This is a genomic window from Kribbella deserti, from assembly GCF_042434725.1.
Taxonomy (GTDB): domain Bacteria; phylum Actinomycetota; class Actinomycetes; order Propionibacteriales; family Kribbellaceae; genus Kribbella; species Kribbella deserti.
Window position 1 is genome coordinate 85,199 of sequence record NZ_JBHLTC010000037.1, and the last position, 19,353, is coordinate 104,551.

Genomic DNA, 19,353 nt, shown 5'->3' on the forward strand with positions numbered 1-19,353 from the left:
TCGACGAATTCGGCTGCGGATCGTTGGTGACCGTTGGATCAACGCCGCTGGAGTAGGCGCGAATCTGGCCGAATCGCCGCGGAGACAGGGCGTTGGCGGGCATCGGCTCTGATCCGCGCCGGGGTGTCTTACCCGGATTTTCGGGTCGGACAACGCGGAATGCGAGGCTGGTTCATGACAATGGTGAGCTGTCCGGATCTTGCCAGTGGAGAGATTGAATTAACTCTCGCTCCAGGCGGATTGCGTCAGTACAGTCCTGGCCACTTGTCCGCCTCGGAAAGGAATAGCAATGTTCAAGGCAATTCAGCAGCTTGGAGATCGGGTTGTCAGCCGCTTGGTTCCGGAGGTCGTGGCCGAAGCCGGCGTGCAGGACTACCAGGTGTCCTGTGGCTGCCGCTGGGACTCGCCCAGCATGATCAGGTGGATGAAGAACTGTGCGGCCGGTGCCTGCGGCAACTGCTACCCCTCTCACCCCTGCTGACCTATCAATACCAGCGGTGCCGGTGGAGACGCCGGCACCGCCTCGACTCTGGGGTGTCGATGGCCTATCTACTGCTCAGCACCTGCGCCGCCTTGGCGCTGGTGTTCGCCCTGTCCGCCGCTAATAAGGCGAGCCGGAAGTCCTTCCACGACTTCGTAACCTCTGCGGGACCGCTGGAGGTGCTGCCCGAGGCCTTGCGCTTACCGGCGGCGTACGGCGTTGTAGCGGTCGAGGCGGCACTTGCCATCGCGCTGGTGGTCGGCGCCGGTGGAGCCTTCAGTTCGCGGCTGAGTCTCCTCGCGATCGTTGGCTTCGTACTGGCCATAACGCTGCTCCTGGCCTTCACAACCGCCATCGTGCTCACACTTCGCCGGGGAGTTCGCAAAGCCTGCAAGTGCTTCGGGGCCACCTCAACACCGCTAGGTCGCGCTCACGTCGTACGGAACTTGCTGTTGCTGGTACTCGCCGTCGCTGGCCTGGTTGCCGCGCTCACCCAGGGCGCGCCGCTTCAGCCGGCGGGCGCCGCACTGGCCGTCATGGCCGGGGTGATCGGCGGGCTGCTCATCACCCGGTTCGACGACCTGCTTGATCTGTTCAGTCCCACCGACGCCTCCGTCGGTGTCTAGCGAAGGAGAATGCCTTGATCATTCTGACGGTCGCGGTCGTGCTGATCGGTGTGGTGCTGGTACTCGATCTGATGATCACGCTCGGCCTGGTCCGGCGCCTGCGGTCCCATGCCGAAATGCTCACCAAGCTGGTCAACACCTCCAACCAGGGTCTGGACGTCGGCATCGTGGCCGTTGGTACGCCGATCGCGTCGTTCACCGCGACCGCGCTGGACGGTCTGGAGGTCGCGCCCGCCGGCGGCACCGTGCTCGGGTTCTTCTCCACCCGGTGTGACACCTGCGCGGAGAGCCTGCCCGGCTTTCTCGCGTACGCCGAGCCGCTCGGCAAGGAACGGGTCATCGCCATCGTCAACGGGGACGAGCCGATGCTGACCGAGATGGCGGAGAAGCTCTCGAAGGTGGCCCGGGTGGTGATCGAGGCCCACGACGGGCCGGTCGCCCGCGCGGTCGGAGTGGTCGGAACGCCGACCCTGGTGGTGCTCGACGACAACCTGCGGGTGGCGGCGAGTGGATATCAGGCCGGCCAGCTGACGGCATGAGCATGCGTTCGGGTGCGGTCGCGTCGCTTGCGCTGGCCTGGCGAGCGGCGCCCGCGGCGTTCGCCGGCTACGTGCTGGCCAGTATCGGCAGCGGCCTGGCTCCGGTGGCGACAGCCTGGTTGCTGAAGGCCGTGCTCGATCGGCTGGCGGCGGGACAAGACGGCCGCCTGGTGCTGCTCGCCGCTGGACTCGCGCTGGCGGGCCTGACCGTCGCGGTGCTCACCGAACTGCTGCGGTATCTCTCGGCCGAGGTCTCCCGCAAGGTGACTGTGCTGTCGCGCGACCGGTTGTACGCGGCCACGGATCGGATGACCGGGCTGGCGAAGCTAGAGGACCCGGCCTATCGCGACCGGCTCCGAATGGGCGAACAACACAGCCAGTCCGGGCCGGTCATCATTCTCGACGCGCTGATCGGTGGTCTGCAGTCCGCGCTGACCGTGGGCGGCTTCGTGATCACGCTGATCACGATCTCCCCGTGGATGGCGGTCGTCGTACTCGCCGCGTCGGCGCCCGGGCTGTACGCCGAACTGCAACTCAGCCGCCGCCGGGCAGAGATGATGACGGGCCTGAGCCCCACCGAGCGCCGGCAGTTCTTCTACTCCGAACTGATGACCGGTCTCGAAGCGGCAAAGGAGATCCGTCTGCTCGGGCTCGGCCGGCTGCTGCGGCGCCGGATGCTGGCCGAACTGCACAAGGCCAACGCCGCCAAGCGCCGGCTCGATCGTCGCGACCTGCTGGTGCAAGGGCTGCTCGCGGCCCTCGGCGCGGTGATCGCCGGCGGCGGCCTGATCTGGGCGATCGTCGCCGCAGGCAGCGGCCGGGTGACCCTCGGCGACGTCGCTGTGTTCGTCGCGGCGGTGACCGGCGTGCAGGGCGCACTGTCGCTGCTGATCGGGCGACTGGGCATGGCGCACAACGCGCTGCTGATGTTCACGCACTACCAGGTGGTGACCGAAGAGACGTCCGGTCTGCCCGTCGCGGCCGAGCCGGCGGAAGTACCCGCGCTGCGGCACGGGATCGAGTTCCGCGACGTGTGGTTCCGCTACAGCGACGAGCATCCGTGGGCATTGCGTGGGGTCGACCTGTTCATTCCGTTCGGGCAGTCGCTCGCGCTCGTCGGGCAGAACGGCGCCGGTAAGAGCACGCTGGTGAAGCTGCTTTGCCGGTTCTACGACCCGACCAAGGGCGCGGTGCTGTGGGACGGCGTCGATCTGCGCGATTTCGACGTGTCCGAGTTGCGCCGCCGGATCGGGGCGGTGTTCCAGGACTTCATGTGTTACGAGCTCAGCGCGGCCGAGAACATCGCCTTCGGTGAAGTGGACGGCGCCGACGAACTAGCGGCAGGCCATCGGCCCCGGGTCGAGGCAGCCGCGGAGCGAGCCGGCATCAGCGAAGTACTGCAGGCGCTGCCGCGCGGCTACGAGACGATGCTGTCGCGGATGTTCTTCGACCAGACCGACAAGGATGACCCGGCCACCGGCGTACTGCTCTCGGGTGGTCAGTGGCAGCGGGTCGCGCTGGCCCGGACGTTCCTGCGGGACCGCCGCGATCTGCTGATTCTCGACGAACCGACCTCCGGGCTCGACGCGGAGGCCGAGCACGAGATCCACCAGGGCCTGGCCGCCCATCGCGCGGGCCGGACCAGCGTGCTGATCTCGCACCGCCTCGGCGCGGTTCGGGACGCCGACCGGATCGCCGTACTGGTCGACGGGCGCATCGCCGAACTCGGCACCCACCAGACGCTGGTTGGCACCGGCGGGACCTACGCGCGGCTCTTCGAGTTGCAGGCCAAGGGCTACTCCTCGGAGGCCGTCGCGGGGTGAGCGAAGTGGTCGGTCCGGCCGTCGACTCGTTGGACCAGGTGTTCGCGGCCGGTTGGTGGTTCGTACGGCTCGGGCCAGAAGTCGGTGACTCGTGAGATCAGGCCGTTGGTCAGCTCGAGGAAGCCGATTCCGACCATGTACTCGCCGCCGACCTGGAAGTTGAACGTCGCGGCCGCGGTGTTGCCGTCCACGAGCAGGCGGGTCACCTTGAGCACCCAGTCACCCGGGTACTCCGCGTTGAAGCGGACGTAGTTCTCCCGGCCGGAGATCCGCTCGCGGCTCTGAGGGATCTCGTACTCCACGTCGTCGGCCAGGGTCGCCGCGAACGCCTCCCAGTTCCGCGCCACCATGTGGTCCAGATACGCCCGGACGACGGCCCGGGTCTGCTCGGTCTCGCTCATGCGCCAGACGCTAGCGGGCCGCGCCGACACTTCGCGACGCCGGCCGTGTCGGCCGTATTCGTTCGGACATAGCTGACGGGGAAGGTTATGTTAAGGGCCGCCGCCCGCGAACAAAGGTCCATTCGTAAGTCAGAGGGGTACGGCATGCACGAGCTGCTTCAGCCGCGTGAGGAGCAGGCCTATCGCTTGTTGATCGGGATGGCCGCGGCGCGCGCCCGGGAGGTCGCCGACGTGGCCGCGCTGACCGAGGCGGAAGCGGCCGAGGTGCTCGCCCGGTTGCAGCACCTCGGCCTGGTCACGGTTCAGCCGGGCGACGATCCCGTCTTCCGCCCGTTGCCGCCCGACGTCGCGCTCGGTACGACGCTGCTGCAGCGCCAGGAGTGGCTCGAGGCCGCGCGGCAGACCGTCGCGGCGTTGAGCGAGGAGTACCGCGCCGGCGCCCGCCGCCACGACGCGGACCACTTGGTCGAGGTCATCGTCGGCGCCGCCACCCTGCGCGAACGCCTGCGCCAGGTGCAGAACTCGGCCCGCAAGGAGATCCTCTGGTTCTGCCGGGCCAACCCGCTCGCGATGCAGGGCGCCGACAACACCGAGGAGTACGCCGCTCTCAACCGTGGCGTGCGCTATCGCTCGATCTACGAGCGGGCGCTGCTCGAAACGCCCGGGGAACTCGACAGCATCGCCGAGGGCGTGAGCTGGGGCGAAGAAGCCCGGACGCTACCGACGCTTCCGGTCCGCCTCGCGATCATCGACCGGCAGACAGCCATCTGCCCGCTGGTGCGGACGGACGAGCAGGGCATCGGCGAACCGACGGCCGCGGTGATCGGGCGGAGCCAACTGCTCGACGCCCTGCTTGCGTTGTTCGAAAGCCACTGGGAACTCGCGACGCCCGTTCGGCTGCAAGGAGCCCAAGAAGAAACTCGAGACGGCTTGGACGACTCCGAGCGCCTACTGCTCTCCCTGGTGGTTGCAGGCCTGCCGGACAAGTCCATCGCTACACAGCTCGGCATCAGCCGCCGAACAGTCCAACGCCGCCTGGACCGGCTCATGGACCTGGCGGCCGTGGACACCCGAACAGGTCTGGCATTCCAGGTTGCCCGCCGCGGCTGGCTCTAACCGCGACGGGCAACCTAGACCTACTTCGAACTACCGACGGCCGTAGGCGTTCACGACCGTCTGCTCGACCTTGTTACCCGCACTGTCACTGGCAACGACCCGGAGCGAGACAGTCCCGCGCCCACTCGGCATCAGCGCCAGGTGGTTCGTGCCCGAGCCGATGACGGCGACCCGGCGCCAGGTCTTGCCCTGGTCACGGGAGACCTCCGCCTTCAGCGACGTCCCTCGCGGTGCGGCGTACCCGTCCTGGTGCCGGAGGGCGAACCGGACCACGTGGGGCAGGGAGGTCGCCTTGCCGTCCAAGCCGACCGGTACGTCGTAGTCGACCTGCAACAGCGGCAGCGGCTTCGCCTGGTCAGCGGGCTGCTTGCCCGAGCGGAAGTCCCACACGGTCTTCGTGCTGGTGCCGAGCGTCCATTCCTCGTCCGCCCGCTGCGTCAACAGCTCCAGCCGGTACGCCGCGTCGGCGCCGGTGGTGGTGACATCCTGTCGAGCGTCGGGCAGCTCGGCCAGGAGCTGCCCGTTCCGCCAGAGCTTCGCCGAGGTCTCGGCCTCTCCGATCGTGTAGTGCCCGGCCTTGTCGACGAACTCCGGCACACGCAGCGCGAGCAGGTCACCCGTGCGAGTCGAGACCAACCCCGGTACGCCGCGCGGCGAGGCCGGACGGACCACCGGGCCGAACCACGTCTCGCTGGACGAGCCCGGCTGGTAGCCGCGCGGCGCCTCGGCCATTCCGCCGCGAAGCGGGCCGAGCTCGTCCCAGGTGAACGCGTGGTGCACCCGGTGCTGCCACAGCGAATCCCCGGCCGAGACCCACTCCTCGCGGACCTTCGGCGTCTGGATGAACCGCTGCGCGTCGTTCCACGAGTAGGTCTGCCACGGGCGCCAGCCGAACCGCTGCTCCTTGGCCCAGCCGAATCCACCGTTGTCGGCGTACCCGGTGGTGATGCGGCGGCTGTTCGACGGCGTCACCTTGTGCACGATCTGCGCGGGGATCCGCCCGGTCGAGACCTGCTGTACGTCGTACAGGTACGGGCTCGACGTGGTCAGCGTGAGGTTGATCTTCGCGCCGGGCTGGTTGCCCTTGGCCAGCAACTGCCGACCGGTGGCCTGGGTGGTCACCATCGCCGGGATCGGCTCGCGATCACCGGTCGGACGCCAGACCGTCCATGGCAACTGGTCCAGCGGGCGAAGCAGAATCACCCCGGCTGCACCGGCCTTCGCGATGGCGGCGATCACCTCGGTCTCGTCCGCGTCGGGCCCCGGGTCGAGCACCGCCACGGCACCGCGAACCCGGCGCAGGTCGGTCGTCGTCGCGGCCACCAACGGGAATCGGCGGGTGCCTTCGAACGACGGAGACCGATGCAGCAGGTGCATGTCGGGCAACGGGTTCGGCAGACCGTGCACCGAAGCCTGGACGAGCGGCGCGACCAGCTGCCAGCGCGAGGAGAACTCGTACTTGCCATCGGTCACCGGGGCGGTTGGGGTGACCCGGACCTCGCTGACCGTGCTGAAGTGCATCACGCCGTGGCTGATGGTCCGGCCGTTCCCGAACTCGCGATGGCTGTAGTAGCTCAGCACCGCCTGCTGTTCGGACGGTTTCGGCGTCTCGATCCGGATCGGTACGGCCTTGCGGGCGTCGAGCACCACCGACATGTCGCGGTCGATCTTCAGCGACGGGTCGACGTACAGGCCGGCGGCCTCGCGCTGCACTTCGCGGATCTCGATCAGGCCCTGGACGAAGTACGTGCCTTCCTCCACGTCGAACGTCCGGCTGCCACCTTCGGGGATCCACCACAGCATGTCCGACCGCGCGTGGTCGCCGAACAGGCTGAACGTCGGTACGCCGGTGGGCGAACCGTCCGGGGCGATCGCCCGTACGGTCACCTTGTGCGTCGGGCCCTGGCGAAGCGTGCCGACGGCGGTCTTCGCGGTGACTCCGTTGGTGCCGGTGGCAACGATCCACCCGCTGTGCAGACCGCGCTCGACCTTCGCGGGATCAAGTGCGACCCCTACGTCGGCGGTGCCCTTGGCCGGAACGGTGATGCTGGCCGGCACGGTGATGCCGTCGGTCTCAGGCTGGCGCGTGCTGAGGTTCCGCACGTCCACCTTGAGCTGCAACGTCACCGGTGAGGTGGTGTCGTTGGTGTAGGTGATCGTCCGCTCCAGCGCGTTGTCCGTCGCCGACGCGTTGTCGGCGAGCAGACCGAAGTCGGCCACACTGGTCGCGTAGACCTGCTGCGCGAGGGCCTTCGCCACGTCGGCACGGCCCACGCCCTGGGCGTAGACGGACAGCGCCGGGTTCGAGAGCGCCGTACTGACCAGGGCGTCCTTCAACCGGGTGGCGGACCACTCCGGGTGCGCGTTCTTCAGCAGTACGGCGGCACCGGCCACGTGCGGCGCGGCCATCGACGTACCCGAGGCGGCGGTGTAGAGGGCGTCGATCGGACTGCCCATCGCGGTACCGGCGGCCCGGGCCGCGACGATGTCCACGCCGGGCGCGGTGATCTCGGGCTTGAGGCCTTCGTCGCCGAGGCGCGGGCCGCGGCTGGAGAAGTCGGCCAGGTTCTCGTTCCGGTCGACCGCGCCGACAGTGAGCGCGGAACGGGCGGCGCCGGGCGTACCGATCGTGCCGTCGGCGCCTTCGTTACCGGCCGAGATGACGAACAGCGTGCCCGTGCTCTCGGTCAGCTGGTCGACCGCCACGCTCATCGGGTCCGTGCCGTCGGTCGCGCTGCCGCCGAGGCTCATGTTGACCACCGCGGCACCCTGGCCGGCGGCCCACTCCATGCCCTCGATGATCCAGGACTCCTGGCCGTAGCCGTCGTCGCCGAGCACCTTGCCGATCAGCAGGTCCGCCTTCGGCGCGACGCCCTTGCGCAGGCCGTTCGAGCCCGCGCCGGTGCCGGCAATCGTCGCGGCCACGTGCGTGCCGTGACCGAAGTTGTCGCCGATGCCGGAGCTGCCGGAGAAGTCACGGGACTGCTCGATCTTGCCGCTGACGTCCGGGTGGTTCGCGTCGATGCCGGTGTCCAGCACCGCCACCTTGACGCCGCCGCCCTGGAAGCCGGACTGCCAGACGGCCGGTGCGCCGATCTGCGCGACGCTGCGGTCCAGCACCGCCCGCACCTTGCCGTCGAGCCAGATCTTGTCGATCCCCGCACTGGCAAGGCTGGTCATCGACCCGGTGGGCGCGAGCGTCTTCCAAAGGCCCGGCAGGGTGGACTTGCCCGCGCTGACGGCGGCGCCGCCGATGCTGTCGAGGGCCCGGGTGGTCGTCGTACCGGCGAGGGTACGAGAGCGTGCCGCAGGCGAACCGGCGTACTTGACGATCAGCGGCAGGCTGGTGGCCGCGTGGTCGCCGAAGCCGTCCGCAAGTAACTCCTCGACATCGAACAGATCCGCGTCGAGTACTCCGGTGGCCAGCAACGGCACAGCGTCGGTTGGGATCACTCGAAGGCCGCCATCGACCTCAAGGGTCTGGAACGCGATCCGCTCCCGTCCGGCGGCGGGACGAACAGTGGCGGCTCGACGGCCGCTCCCGGCTTCGGACACCTCGACGACGTCCCCGGTGATCAGGGTGACTGCCCGGGGCTTGGCGGCGACCCCGGTCTCACCGGTCGGGGTGGCGGTCGTGCCGGTTCCGGCGGTTGGAGTGGCGTTGGCGGCCGGGGACGGGATCGCCGTGCCGAGCGCCAGTACGGCGGCCAGCACGATCGCGCCGGGTTGTCGCGCGTGGGCGCCGGGGCGGCGTAGCGGGATGGTCATACGGGAACTCCTTCAGACTGGTGAGCCGGAAGACCTCTTCCGGAGTGTGCAGTCCCGGCGCTGTCCCGCGCCCTGTCCATCAACGCCGCCTCTGCGCCATGGCACAACCACGACAGCCCGGCGGCCCGGCCCGGCGCGGATGGTGCGGTGCAGGTCACGGACGGTGCAGGATCGGCGTATGACCGCACAGCAGCTCGTCCGGCGCTGGGCCTGGCTCGGCACGTTCGCCATCGGGGCCGCGCTCTACCTCCTGGTTCTCGGCGTACTCCGCGACACCGGGAATCCGAACCTGTTCCCGACGATGATCCTGCTCGGCGCACTGGTCGTACCGCTGACGTTTGTCACCTTCGCGGCGGGCCGATCCGGCACCTGGCTGATCGACGGTCCGACGCTCGGCGGCTGCCTGCTCTTCGGCGGGGTGGTCGGCGTGGTCGTTGCCGGCCTGCTCGAGTACGACACCATGCGCCGCCTCGGCACCGTTCCGATGGTCGCGGTCGGGCTGATCGAGGAAGGCGCGAAGCTGCTGGTCCCGGTCGTGCTGGTGGTGTTCGCGCATCGCCGGTATCGCTCGATCGGCAGTGGCATCGTGATCGGTGTTGCCGTAGGCACCGGCTTCGCCGTCCTGGAAACGATGGGCTACGCGTTTGTCGCGTTGATCCAGTCCGGTGGGAACGTCGGCGCCGCCGAGGAGACCCTGCTGGTGCGCGGGCTGCTCGCACCCGCCGGGCACGCCGCGTGGACCGGATTGAGCTGCTGGGGCCTTTGGTGGTTGGCGACATCTCCGAGTGGCAAAAGGTTCTTGCACTTCCTAGGGATGTACGCGCTGGCCGTAGCGCTTCATACCGCCTGGGACGGCATCGGCGGCTACCTGACCTACGCGATCGTCGGAGTGATCAGCATCGGCCTCCTGCTCGTGGGCCTTCGCCAGGCGCAGGGACTCGACAACTCCGTCACGAAACACTGAGCCATGGACGTCCTGTCGGCGAACACCCCGCAGGGCAAGGTGTACCGCGCGTTGATCGCCCATCCGCGCAGCACCGTGGCGGACTTGGCGGAACTGACCGCGCTGGACCCGGACGAGGTCGAGCAGTTGCTTGGCGAACTCCACGAGTCCGAAGTGGTGATGAAGGCTGGAGCCGAGTGGGACGCGCAAAGGCCGGACCTGGTCGTTGCCGCGGCTTTGCTGGCGGAAGACCGCCGCAGGATGTTGCTACGGCAGGCCGAGGCGGAACTGGCTGAGATCTACCGGTTCGCCCGGCGGGAGCGTAGCGGCTACGGCGCGGTCGAGGTGCTGGATCAGACCTCAGCCGTGTTCGAGCACTACCGGCGGTTCCAGACCGGCGCGGTGCATCAGGTCCGCAATATCGACCGCCCGCCGTACTTCTGGGACGAAGCCGAGCTTGGCAGCCAGGAGAATCTGCAGATCGAACGAATGGCCGCGGGCATCAAGTACCGCACGATCTACCCGGAGTCGGAGCAGGAATCGCCCCGGCGAAGCGAAGGCATGATGCGCACGGTGGCCAATGGTGAACGCGCCCGGGTGATGGTCGATCCGCCGATCAAGATGGCCATCTCCGACCACCGGATCGCCCTGCTGCCGCTGGAGACACTGATCGAGGGCAATCCTGATTCCCTGGTCACGCTGCTGATCCACTCGTCCGGTCTGCTCGATGCCCTCAGCAGCGTTTTCGAGTCGTTCTGGCGGTTGGCCGTGCCCGTCACCACTGAAGGCATTCGCAGGCCGCTCGACGAACGGGACCGGGAGATCCTCACGTTGATGGCGAGTGGTGCCACCGACGACGCGATCGCCCGTCAGCTCGGCTTGTCCCGGCGAACCGTCGTGCGCCGGGCGGCCGCGTTACTGGAACGCCTGGGCGCGACCACCCGCTTCCAGGCCGGCGTACAGGCCTCCCGCCGCGGCTGGTTATAGCGCCCAGCTATTCGACCCAGATCGAATAGCGCTGGCGCATCTGGGACAAAGGCGCATCTAGGCCGGTCCGATTGGCTTTTCCTGCCTGGCCCTTTCACGCCACTGGTGCCAGATTCGTGATCTCGCGATGACACTTCGTCACCGTTGGCCGATCAAGGGGTTTCCTGTCATGACGTTGAATCGACGCGCTTTTCTCGGCTCGGTAGCCGCCGGTGGTTTGGCCGCGGCCGTGGGGCCCGGGCTGATACTGCCCGGGCAGGCGCAGGCCGCGACCTGGAAGAAGCGGCTGACCGGCGCCGACCTGGATACGAACCATCGCTGGCAGGTCGCCGGCACGGACCTGGGCATTCCGTACGTGCTGGAGAACGGGTCCATCGGCTATCTGTTCGGCGACACCTTCAACACGCCTTGGCCCGAACAGCCCAACAACGACTGGCGATCCCCGGTCATGCTGCGGTCGAACGTGCACCCCGGCGCGGCCGGCGGCATCGTGTTCGACAGCGCGGCGAAGGTGGCGGGCAACGGCCGGGCGCCGGAGCTGATGCACAACGGCCACAACGGCATCGGCATCGACGGTCTGTGGGAAGTGACGGTGATCCCGAACGACGGCATCAGCTTCCCCGAGACCGGTGACCAGCTCATCTCGTACATGAGCATCGAGAACTGGGACTCCGCCGGCCCGAACGGCCCGCAATGGAAGTCCCGTTATGCCGGGCTCGCGATCTCCCACAACGGCAACGACTTCACCAGGACGCCGTTGAAGTGGTGGAACAGCGGCGACAACAAGGACCCGTTCCAGATGTGGACGATGCAGCGCGACGGCGACTGGGTCTACGTGTTCTCGGTCCGGTCGGGGCGCCAGGACGGGCCGATGATGTTGCGCCGGGTGCTGTGGGACCGTCTGTTCGACCAGAACGCGTACGAGGGCTGGGGCTGGAACGGCAGCAACTGGGGCTGGGGACGCCCGTGCAGTCCGATCCTCAACGGCCGGTTCGGAGAGCCTTCGGTCCGCAGGCTGAGCGACGGCACCTGGGTGATGGCGTACCTGAACTGCGCCACCGGCAACATCGTCACCCGGACGGCGAACGGCCCGGACCAGGCGTGGACCCCGGAGAAGATCCAGGTCACCTCATGGCAGGAGCCAGCGCTGTACGGCGGCTTCATCCACCCGTGGTCCACCCGCGACAGCCTGCACCTCCTGGTCTCGAAGTGGACCCGTACGCCGCAAGGCCAGAGCACGGCGTACCACGTCAGCCAGTTCGCCGGAACCGTCTAGCGGAACAACCCGGTGTCGATAGCCGCCGCCATCGCCGCATGGCCGGCGGCGTTCGGGTGGTAGCAGTCGGCCATGAAGGCGGGCCGGATCTCACGCGGATTGGCCGGATCGCGTACGGCGGCGTCGAAGTCGATCAGCCCGTCGAAGATCCGGCTGGTCCGGATGAACTCGTTGACCGCCAGGCGATTCGTCTCCCGGAAGCTGCCGGCGTCGTTGCACATCGGCATCAGCGTCGCGCCGATGACCTTCAGCCCACGCGCGTGGCTGCGATCGGCCACCTCGCGCAGCGCGGCGATCACCCGACTGGCAGGCGCCTGCGGGGCGGAGGCACCGCCGCCGAGATCGTTCGTGCCCTCGAAGAGGATCACGTACTTCGCTCCGGCGACGCTGAACACGTCCCGGTGCAGGCGATCCACCGCGGGCGGTCCACAGCACTGACCGGTCGGGTCGTACGGATTGGGCTGACGGCTGACCGTGTTACCGGAAATGCCTGCGTTGGCGACCGCGAGCTGCCGCCCGGGAGCGCGTTCGTTGAGTTCCCGCGCGAGTAGATCGGTCCAGCGGTCGCCGCCGCCGATCGCCTGATGGCCGGAGGTGTTCGAGTCGCCGAGCGCCACGATGGTGCCCCTGGCGGCCGATCGCGCGTCGACGATGTCGGACCACCAGAACTGCCCGGGGTGGTAACCGGGTGAGGTGTTCTGCCCGACGTTCGTCTCGGGATATGCCTTGTCGCCCGGTTCGCCGGTGTGATCGCCCGCGAGCGAGAGGAAGCTGCCCGGCGGGTTCGGCGTCGGCGGCGGAAAGACCTGGTCGTTGATCGGGGCACCGGGCGCGTAGAGGCTGATCGCCACGTTCTGCTGGGCGCGGACCCGCAGAGCGACCGGATCGCTGTACGCCGATTCGCCCGGGTCGAGCGTGATCGAGCGCTTGCCGGCGAAGGTGAGCTTCCGCAGTGAGCCGGGGACCAGATCAGCCTCGCCGATCCGCGCCTGCAGGCCGATCGAGCCCGCACGCAGGTGCAGCGCGCGATCGCCGTACGGGTTGCCGATCCGGATTCGCAGCGAGGTCGCGTCGACCGAGGCGCGGGCGATGTTGCGAACGGTCGTATCGGGCGAAGTGCCGTTCCGGCCGCGCAGGCTGCCACTCCAGATCGCGATCCGCCCGGCCTGGCCGTGCGCCGGGGCTGCCGCCGCCGGAGTTACTTCGGCGGATGGCGCGAGTGAGGCGGTGGCCGGTGGGGTGACACCGGGAAGCAGCAGGATGCTGGCAAGCCCCAGCAGCAGAGGTCTGCGATTTCTCACGGCACCGTCCCGTCTGATCCACATTTGTGCACACGAACACACACTCAGTAAGCGCTTGCCCGAACCTAGGCAGCACCTCGACCGGTGTCAACGGCTTGACCAACGCCACAACCGGACCCAACCGAACCAGGGAGTCGTTGCGTTTGAGGGGTATGCGCGAACATCACGGCCGCGACGAGTTCGAGGACTTCGTCGCGGCCAGGCAACGGCACTGGCTGCGAACGGCGTACCTGCTGTGCGGGCACTGGCAACTGGCCGAGGACCTGGTGCAACAGGTGCTCGAGCGGCTGTACGTCGTCTGGCCGAAGGTACGAGCCGTAAGCCGGCCCGACGCCTACGTCCGCAAGTCGATCGTCAACGCCCACCTCAGCGAAGGCCGTCGGCCCTGGCGCCGGGAGCGGTTCGTCCCGGAACTACCCGACGCCCTCGCGGTGCCGGTGGACCAGACCGACGACCGGGTGGAACTGGCCCGCGCCTTGCGCACCCTGCCGCCGCGGCAACGGATCGTGCTGGTGCTGCGGTTCTGGGAGGACCTGAGCGTGGCCGAGACCGCCGAGGTGATGGGTTGCGCGCCCGGAACGGTGAAGAGCCAGACCTCCGAGGGCCTGCGGGCGCTACGGCTGGCCCTCGGAGCGAAAGAGGAACTGACGAAATGACCGAGCAGTACGACGATGTCACCCGGGCCTTCGCCCAAGTGGACACCCTGGACGTACCGACCACGCTGGACCCGAAGGTGGTCGCGGCCGGTGGGCGGCGTCGCCTCCGCGTACGGCGGACCAGCGTCGCGGTCGGAGGTGCCGCGCTCGCGACGGGCCTGGTCGCCGTACTGGCGGGTGTGACCGGAGGTGGACCGGCGCAAGGGGAAGCACCGTTCGCGGGTGGGCCGAGTACGGCCGGGCGAACCGTCACGATGGACGTGCACACCGGAAAGGCGATTCCGCCGCATCCGGCCGATGAGCTGGTGGACCGGCTGGCTGAGGAGTTGGTCCGGTTCGGTCAGAAGCCGCGGCTGTTGTGGCCCGATCCGTTCAACGGGGGCAGGGTCGGCATACCGGTGACAAACGGCACCAGGGCCGGGTACGTCGGACTGGTGGCGGAGCTGGATCCGGGCAAGGTGGCGGCCGCCAACCGGCAGAACGGATGTGCGATCGCACCGTATCCGTACCAGGGCAAGGCAGCCACCTGCCGGAAGGTCGGGGACCACTGGGAGAAGGTCTGGACCGACAGCAATCAGGGCCGGACGGTGCTGATCCGGTTCCTGACCGACAAGGCCGACGTGATGCTGATCCAGTCCCAGGGGTATCCGTCGCACCGGGAGTGGGCCAAGGATTCGCCGGACCTGCTGCCGTGGCACGGGGACCCGCTGTCGCCGGACTACAACGGGACAACCCCGCGAAAGATCCGACCACTTGCCGCGCTGCCGCTCACCTCGGACCAGCAGGTGACCGTCGCTCGCAAACTGGCGACGCTGGCGCGCTGACGCTCAGCGGGCCTTCCATCTTCCGGTGGGAGGCCCGCTGGTTGCGCAGGGTGCTTTCGTAATTTCCTGACTTATATCGGGGTGCGACCGCATGATCTTTACCAATACGCCTCACTGGTCCGATCTTTCGCTAACCAGACGCCCGAGTGGTCTGTTGCGTATTTTGCAAACACGAGTGCGAGTCGCGCTACTAAAACAGACGCTTGCAGCGTGAAAAGCCGAGAAAAGGCACTCACGACTTAGTAACGGATCTTACCGAACCCTTGACTGGTCAACTGTGGCTACGTGATTGTTCTAGCCACTGAACGACAGGTTCATACCAGTCAGCCGGACTTGTCCGGCGCTCCGCTCGAGGTGATCCGATGAAGTTCCGTTCCCTTGCCGTCGCGGCCGTCCTGGCCCTCACCGCCACTGCCTGTGGCTCCTCCGACCCCGGCGACGCCGGCGCGTCCGGTCCGACCAAGCTCGACGTCTGGCTGATGAAGGGAAGCGTCTCCGACGACTTCCTGAACAAGTTCGTGACCGACTTCAATACGAAGAACAAAGACAAGATCGAGCTGAACGTCCAGATCCAGGAGTGGAACGGCATCGGCCCGAAGATCATCGGCGCGCTCGCCAGCAAGGACGCGCCCGACGTGATCGAGGTCGGCAACACCCAGGTCGCGCAGTACTCGGCCAGCGGTGGCGTGAAGGACCTGACCGACAAGAAGGCCGACCTCAAGGGCGACGACTGGATCGAGGGCCTGGCTGGTCCTGGCAACTACGAGGGCAAGCAGTACGGCATTCCGTACTACGCGGCCAACCGGGTCGTCATCTACCGCAAGGACCTCTTCGCGGCCGCCAACGTGACGCCGCCGAAGACCCGCGAGGAGTGGCTCGCCACCACTGCCAAGCTGAACAGTGGTGGCAACCAGGGCATCTACCTGCCCGGCCAGAACTTCTACGTGCTCTCGGGCTTCATCTGGGACGAGGGCGGCGACCTCGCCGTACAAGAGGGCGACAAGTGGAAGGGCGCGCTGTCGACGCCCGAGGCGCTCAAAGGCATGGAGTTCTACAAGCAGATCCAGGCCCTTGGTAAGGGCCCGAAGGACTCCGACGAGGCCAAGCCCACCCAGACCGACGTGTTCGCGCAGGGCAAGGTCGCGCAGATGATCGCCGTACCGGGTGCCGCCGAGCTGATCGCCCAGGCGAATCCGGCGCTGAAGGACAAGCTGGGCTTCTTCCCGATCCCCGGGAAGACCGCCGACAAGCCGGGTGCCGTCTTCACCGGTGGCTCCGACCTGATCATTCCCGAGGCCTCGGACGCGCCCGACGCGGCGTACGAGTTCATCAAGGCGATCGCCGGTGACGAGTGGCAGACCGAGCTCGCGAAGACGATGAAGTACGTGCCGAACCGCAAGAGCCTGGCCGGTGCGGCCGGCGCCGACGAGGGCACGGCCGCGATGGCCGCGGGTGCCGCCAACGGCAAGGCCACGCCGAACTCGCCGAACTGGGCCGCGGTCGAGGCGAAGAACCCGATCAAGGAGTACCAGACCAAGGTGCTGACCGGTGGTGACCCGGTGGCCGCCGCGAAGGCAGCCGACGAGATCATCACCAATGCCCTCAACGCGGGCAAGTAAAGAAGACCCGTGGCTGTAGTTCACGCTGAGCCCACCACAGCGGGTGCTCCCCCGCCCGAGACCAGCCCGGTCTCGGCGCGGGGGCGGCGCCCGCTGTGGGTGCGCCTGTTGCCCTATCTGCTGATCGCGCCGACCGTGCTCGGCATGGCGTACCTGCTGGTCTATCCGCTGGCCCGCAATCTGCAGATCTCGGTCCAGAAGTTCGGTATTGGCGAGCTGATCCGCGGCGGCGCCGACTTCGTTGGCCTGAGCAACTACCAGCAGATCCTCACCGACGGCATGTTCTGGGCGGTGGTCCGGCGTACGTTCGTCTACACCGCCATCAACGTGTCGCTGATCATGGTGCTGTCAACACTGGTGGCGCTGCTGATCATGGCGCTCGGCCGGTGGATGCGGCTGGCCGTGATGTTCGGTCTGGTGGTCGCGTGGGCGATCCCGGTGATCGCGGCCACGACCGTGTTCCAGTGGTTGTTCCAGTCTCAGCTGGGCGTGGTGAACTGGGTGCTGGTCGCGCTCGGCTTCGAGCAGTACGACGGTTACGCGTGGTTCGCCAACGGCAAGTCCACCTTCGCCATCATCGTCGTACTGATCGTGTGGCAGTCGGTGCCGTTCGCCGCGCTGACGCTGTACGCCGCGATGACGACAGTGCCGCGGGAGCTGAGCGAGTCGGCGCAGATCGACGGCGCGGGTGGGGTGAAGACGTTCTTCCTGATCACGTTCCCGATTCTGCGGCCGATGTTCGGGTTGATCCTTTGCCTGGAAGTGATCTGGGTGTTCAAGTGCTTCGTGCAGATCTGGGCGATCAGCCAGGGTGGACCGGGTAACGCGACGTTGACGCTGCCGGTGTACGCCTACCAGATCGCGCAGTCGCTGAACCGGTACGACCTGGGTGCCGCGATCTCGATGGTGACCGTGCTGATCCTGACCGGCGTGCTGTTCGCGTACTTCCGGCAGATGTTCAAGGAAGAGGGGCAGCTGTGAGAACCAGCCTGCGCCGCAAGGCGACCGTCAATCTGCTCGCCCTGGTGGTCTTCGTCTTCTCGGTCTTTCCCGTCTACTGGATGGTGCTGACGGCGTTCAAGCCGACCACGGAGATCACCGCCGAGACGCCGACCTTCCTGCCCACCAACATCACCTTCGACCACTTCCGTACGGCGGTGAACGCGGACGGGTTCTGGTTGTTCTGGCGCAACAGTGGACTGGTCGCGATCAGCGCGGTGCTGCTGTCACTGGTGGTGGCCTGCCTGGCCGCGTTCGCGGTATCGCGGATGCGGTGGACCGGCCGGCGGGCGTTCATCCTGATGGTGTTCATCGCGCAGATGACTCCGTGGGAGGCACTGCTGATCCCGATGTACGTGATCGCGCGTGACACGGACATGCTGGACAAGCTGCCGATGCTGACGCTGATCTACTTCATGGTCACGTTGCCGTTCACGATCGTGACGTTGCGCGGCTTCCTGAACGCGATTCCGGCCGAGCTGGAAGAGGCCGCTCAGGTGGATGGCTGTAACCAGTTCCAGGCGTTCCGGCGGATCTCGTTTCCGTTGCTCGCGCCGGGGCTGTTGTCGACGTCGTTGTTCGGCTTCATCACGGCGTGGAACGAGTTCGCCTTCGCCAATCTGCTGATCATCAAGAACCAGGACCAGCGGACCTTGCCCGTCTGGTTGTCCTCGTTCAGCAACACCTTCGGAACCGACTGGGGCGCGACCATGGCCGCCGCCAGCCTCTTCATGCTGCCCGTACTCCTGATCTTCCTAGCCCTCCAAGGCCGGGTAACCACCGGCGTAGCCGCCGGCGCCGTCAAGGGCTGACCGCCTCCCCGGACCACCCACCTGCCCGGTTGGGCGGCCGTGTCCCCGGCCTGATCCTGGACGGCACCCTTCGCCGCGGCTACGGCGGAGCGGCCGGTGAGATCGGTGCGCTCAAGGCCGTGCGCTGGACCCGCAGGTCGTCGTACTCGGTGGTGGCTACTCCCGCTCGGCCGACCTCATCATCGAACCGCTCGGCCAGGAACTCGGTCAGCTGTGCCTGCGCGTTCCCGAGATCAGGGCCTCCGACCTGGGCGCCGACAGCGTCGCCCTCGGCGGTCTCCGCGTCGCGCTGGACCAGATCGACGCCCGCCTCTTCACCGACGGCATGCCCGCGCCTTTGACCGCTTCGCAGTGATCCGCGTCAGTCGAAGGTGAGCTTGGTGGTGATGCGGTAGCGGTCGCCACGGTAGATGGAGCGGGTGTACTCGATGACGGCCTGGTTCGCGTTGCGGGTCAAGCGCTCGAAGAGCAAGGCCGGGGACAGGATCGGTACGCCGAGCAGTTCCGCCTCCTGGCCGTCGGTCACCGTCGGCTCGGTCGTCTGCACGGCCTCGCGCGCCACGACGTCGTACCGGTCGCGCATCAGCTCGTACAGCGAGCCCTGCTCGAAATCCGGTCCGGTGATGCCCGGCACGAAGACCGCCGGGATCCGGATCTTCTCGATGCACATCGGTTCGGCGTCGACGATGCGCAACCGGACCACCGAGACCAACTGGTCACCCGGCGAGACCTGCATGCGCTGTCCCAGCCGCGCGCCGGCCGGTTCCATCGCGAAGCTCACCAGCCGGCTCTGCCATGACCCTTCGGCCGGGGCCAGGTTGTAATCGCCCTGCGGTGTCGGCTTCAGCTCCTGCGAGATCTTGCGGGAGCCGGTGAAGGTGCCGCGCCCGTGCTCCCGCGTCACCAGTCCGTCCTTGGCGAGATCGTCGAGCGCGGCCCGCAGCGTCGGCCGCGATACGCCGAGCGTTTCGCTCAGGGTTCGCTCCGACGGCAGCGCCTCGCCGGGCTGCCGGATCTCGATCAACTGCAGCAGCCGGTCCCTGGCCTCCGTGCGTCTCATCGCCCACCCCTCGCACGCTCGATTGCGACCTACGCAATCGTAGCAACTGGTGAGCGCGGATGAGGTCCTAATGGTCAGTCGATCTTGACCACCGGCCCTAACTGGTTAACGGACGGCGGTCA

16 protein-coding genes are annotated in these 19,353 nt (G+C 67.6%); 12 read left to right on the top strand and 4 right to left on the bottom strand.

Features of this window, described 5'->3' with window-relative positions; translation table 11 throughout:
• Positions 1–420 precede the first annotated feature (420 nt).
• From ACFFGN_RS28755 to ACFFGN_RS28765, 3 genes are read left to right on the top strand one after another with little or no spacing between them, the layout of a single operon-like run.
• Complete coding sequence (locus ACFFGN_RS28755; protein ID WP_380053665.1) at positions 421–1,107, top strand: MauE/DoxX family redox-associated membrane protein; 687 nt, start codon at positions 421–423, stop codon at positions 1,105–1,107.
• Between the two features lie 14 nt (positions 1,108–1,121).
• On the top strand, positions 1,122–1,646 hold the full coding sequence (locus ACFFGN_RS28760; protein WP_380053667.1) for a TlpA family protein disulfide reductase: 525 nt from the start codon (positions 1,122–1,124) through the stop codon (positions 1,644–1,646).
• Positions 1,643–3,469, top strand: a complete 1,827-nt coding sequence (locus ACFFGN_RS28765; RefSeq protein ID WP_380053670.1) for an ABC transporter ATP-binding protein — start codon at positions 1,643–1,645, stop codon at positions 3,467–3,469. Before ACFFGN_RS28760 ends, ACFFGN_RS28765 begins: the two co-directional genes overlap by 4 nt.
• On the opposite strand, the gene ACFFGN_RS28770 is transcribed toward ACFFGN_RS28765, so the two are convergent.
• Complete coding sequence (locus ACFFGN_RS28770) at positions 3,442–3,870, bottom strand: nuclear transport factor 2 family protein (RefSeq protein WP_380053675.1); 429 nt, start codon at positions 3,868–3,870, stop codon at positions 3,442–3,444. The genes ACFFGN_RS28765 and ACFFGN_RS28770 overlap by 28 nt on opposite strands.
• A gap of 144 nt (positions 3,871–4,014) precedes the next feature.
• Between ACFFGN_RS28770 and ACFFGN_RS28775 the strand changes: the two genes are divergently transcribed.
• A complete protein-coding gene (locus tag ACFFGN_RS28775) occupies positions 4,015–4,986 on the top strand; it encodes a helix-turn-helix domain-containing protein (RefSeq protein ID WP_380053678.1) in 972 nt (323 codons plus the stop codon).
• A gap of 30 nt (positions 4,987–5,016) precedes the next feature.
• On the opposite strand, the gene ACFFGN_RS28780 is transcribed toward ACFFGN_RS28775, so the two are convergent.
• A complete protein-coding gene (locus tag ACFFGN_RS28780) occupies positions 5,017–8,754 on the bottom strand; it encodes a S8 family serine peptidase (RefSeq protein WP_380053680.1) in 3,738 nt (1,245 codons plus the stop codon).
• 178 nt (positions 8,755–8,932) lie between these two features.
• On the opposite strand from ACFFGN_RS28780, the gene ACFFGN_RS28785 reads away from it, so the two are divergent.
• From ACFFGN_RS28785 to ACFFGN_RS28795, 3 genes are all read left to right on the top strand, one after another.
• Positions 8,933–9,718: a PrsW family intramembrane metalloprotease gene (locus tag ACFFGN_RS28785; RefSeq protein WP_380053683.1), complete on the top strand. Its 786-nt coding sequence runs from the start codon at positions 8,933–8,935 to the stop codon at positions 9,716–9,718.
• A gap of 3 nt (positions 9,719–9,721) precedes the next feature.
• Entirely contained in the window at positions 9,722–10,684 is a 963-nt protein-coding gene (locus tag ACFFGN_RS28790) for a helix-turn-helix transcriptional regulator (protein ID WP_380053685.1), read from the top strand.
• Positions 10,685–10,853: 169 nt separating this feature from the next.
• Positions 10,854–11,960, top strand: coding sequence for a glycoside hydrolase family 183 protein (locus tag ACFFGN_RS28795; RefSeq protein ID WP_380053687.1), 1,107 nt, complete (start codon positions 10,854–10,856; stop codon positions 11,958–11,960).
• Here ACFFGN_RS28795 and ACFFGN_RS28800 read toward each other — a convergent pair.
• Positions 11,957–13,261, bottom strand: a complete 1,305-nt coding sequence (locus ACFFGN_RS28800) for a GDSL-type esterase/lipase family protein (protein WP_380053690.1) — start codon at positions 13,259–13,261, stop codon at positions 11,957–11,959. The genes ACFFGN_RS28795 and ACFFGN_RS28800 overlap by 4 nt on opposite strands.
• A gap of 152 nt (positions 13,262–13,413) precedes the next feature.
• Here ACFFGN_RS28800 and ACFFGN_RS28805 point away from each other — a divergent pair, with 152 nt between their 5' ends.
• The 5 genes from ACFFGN_RS28805 to ACFFGN_RS28825 all read left to right on the top strand — a co-directional run bounded on the left by ACFFGN_RS28805 (position 13,414) and on the right by ACFFGN_RS28825 (position 18,171).
• Entirely contained in the window at positions 13,414–13,917 is a 504-nt protein-coding gene (locus ACFFGN_RS28805) for a SigE family RNA polymerase sigma factor (protein ID WP_380053693.1), read from the top strand.
• Positions 13,914–14,741 (top strand): hypothetical protein, encoded by an 828-nt coding sequence (locus ACFFGN_RS28810; protein ID WP_380053695.1) that lies wholly within the window; start codon positions 13,914–13,916, stop codon positions 14,739–14,741. The genes ACFFGN_RS28805 and ACFFGN_RS28810 overlap by 4 nt, the downstream gene beginning before the upstream one ends.
• Positions 14,742–15,103: 362 nt before the next feature.
• Complete coding sequence (locus ACFFGN_RS28815) at positions 15,104–16,360, top strand: extracellular solute-binding protein (protein ID WP_380053698.1); 1,257 nt, start codon at positions 15,104–15,106, stop codon at positions 16,358–16,360.
• Between the two features lie 9 nt (positions 16,361–16,369).
• Positions 16,370–17,341: a carbohydrate ABC transporter permease gene (locus ACFFGN_RS28820; protein WP_380053700.1), complete on the top strand. Its 972-nt coding sequence runs from the start codon at positions 16,370–16,372 to the stop codon at positions 17,339–17,341.
• On the top strand, positions 17,338–18,171 hold the full coding sequence (locus tag ACFFGN_RS28825; protein ID WP_380053703.1) for a carbohydrate ABC transporter permease: 834 nt from the start codon (positions 17,338–17,340) through the stop codon (positions 18,169–18,171). The genes ACFFGN_RS28820 and ACFFGN_RS28825 overlap by 4 nt, the downstream gene beginning before the upstream one ends.
• A 361-nt stretch (positions 18,172–18,532) precedes the next feature.
• Here the strand turns inward: ACFFGN_RS28825 and ACFFGN_RS28830 are convergent, their stop codons facing one another.
• Entirely contained in the window at positions 18,533–19,231 is a 699-nt protein-coding gene (locus tag ACFFGN_RS28830; RefSeq protein WP_380053706.1) for a GntR family transcriptional regulator, read from the bottom strand.
• Positions 19,232–19,353: the final 122 nt, after the last annotated feature.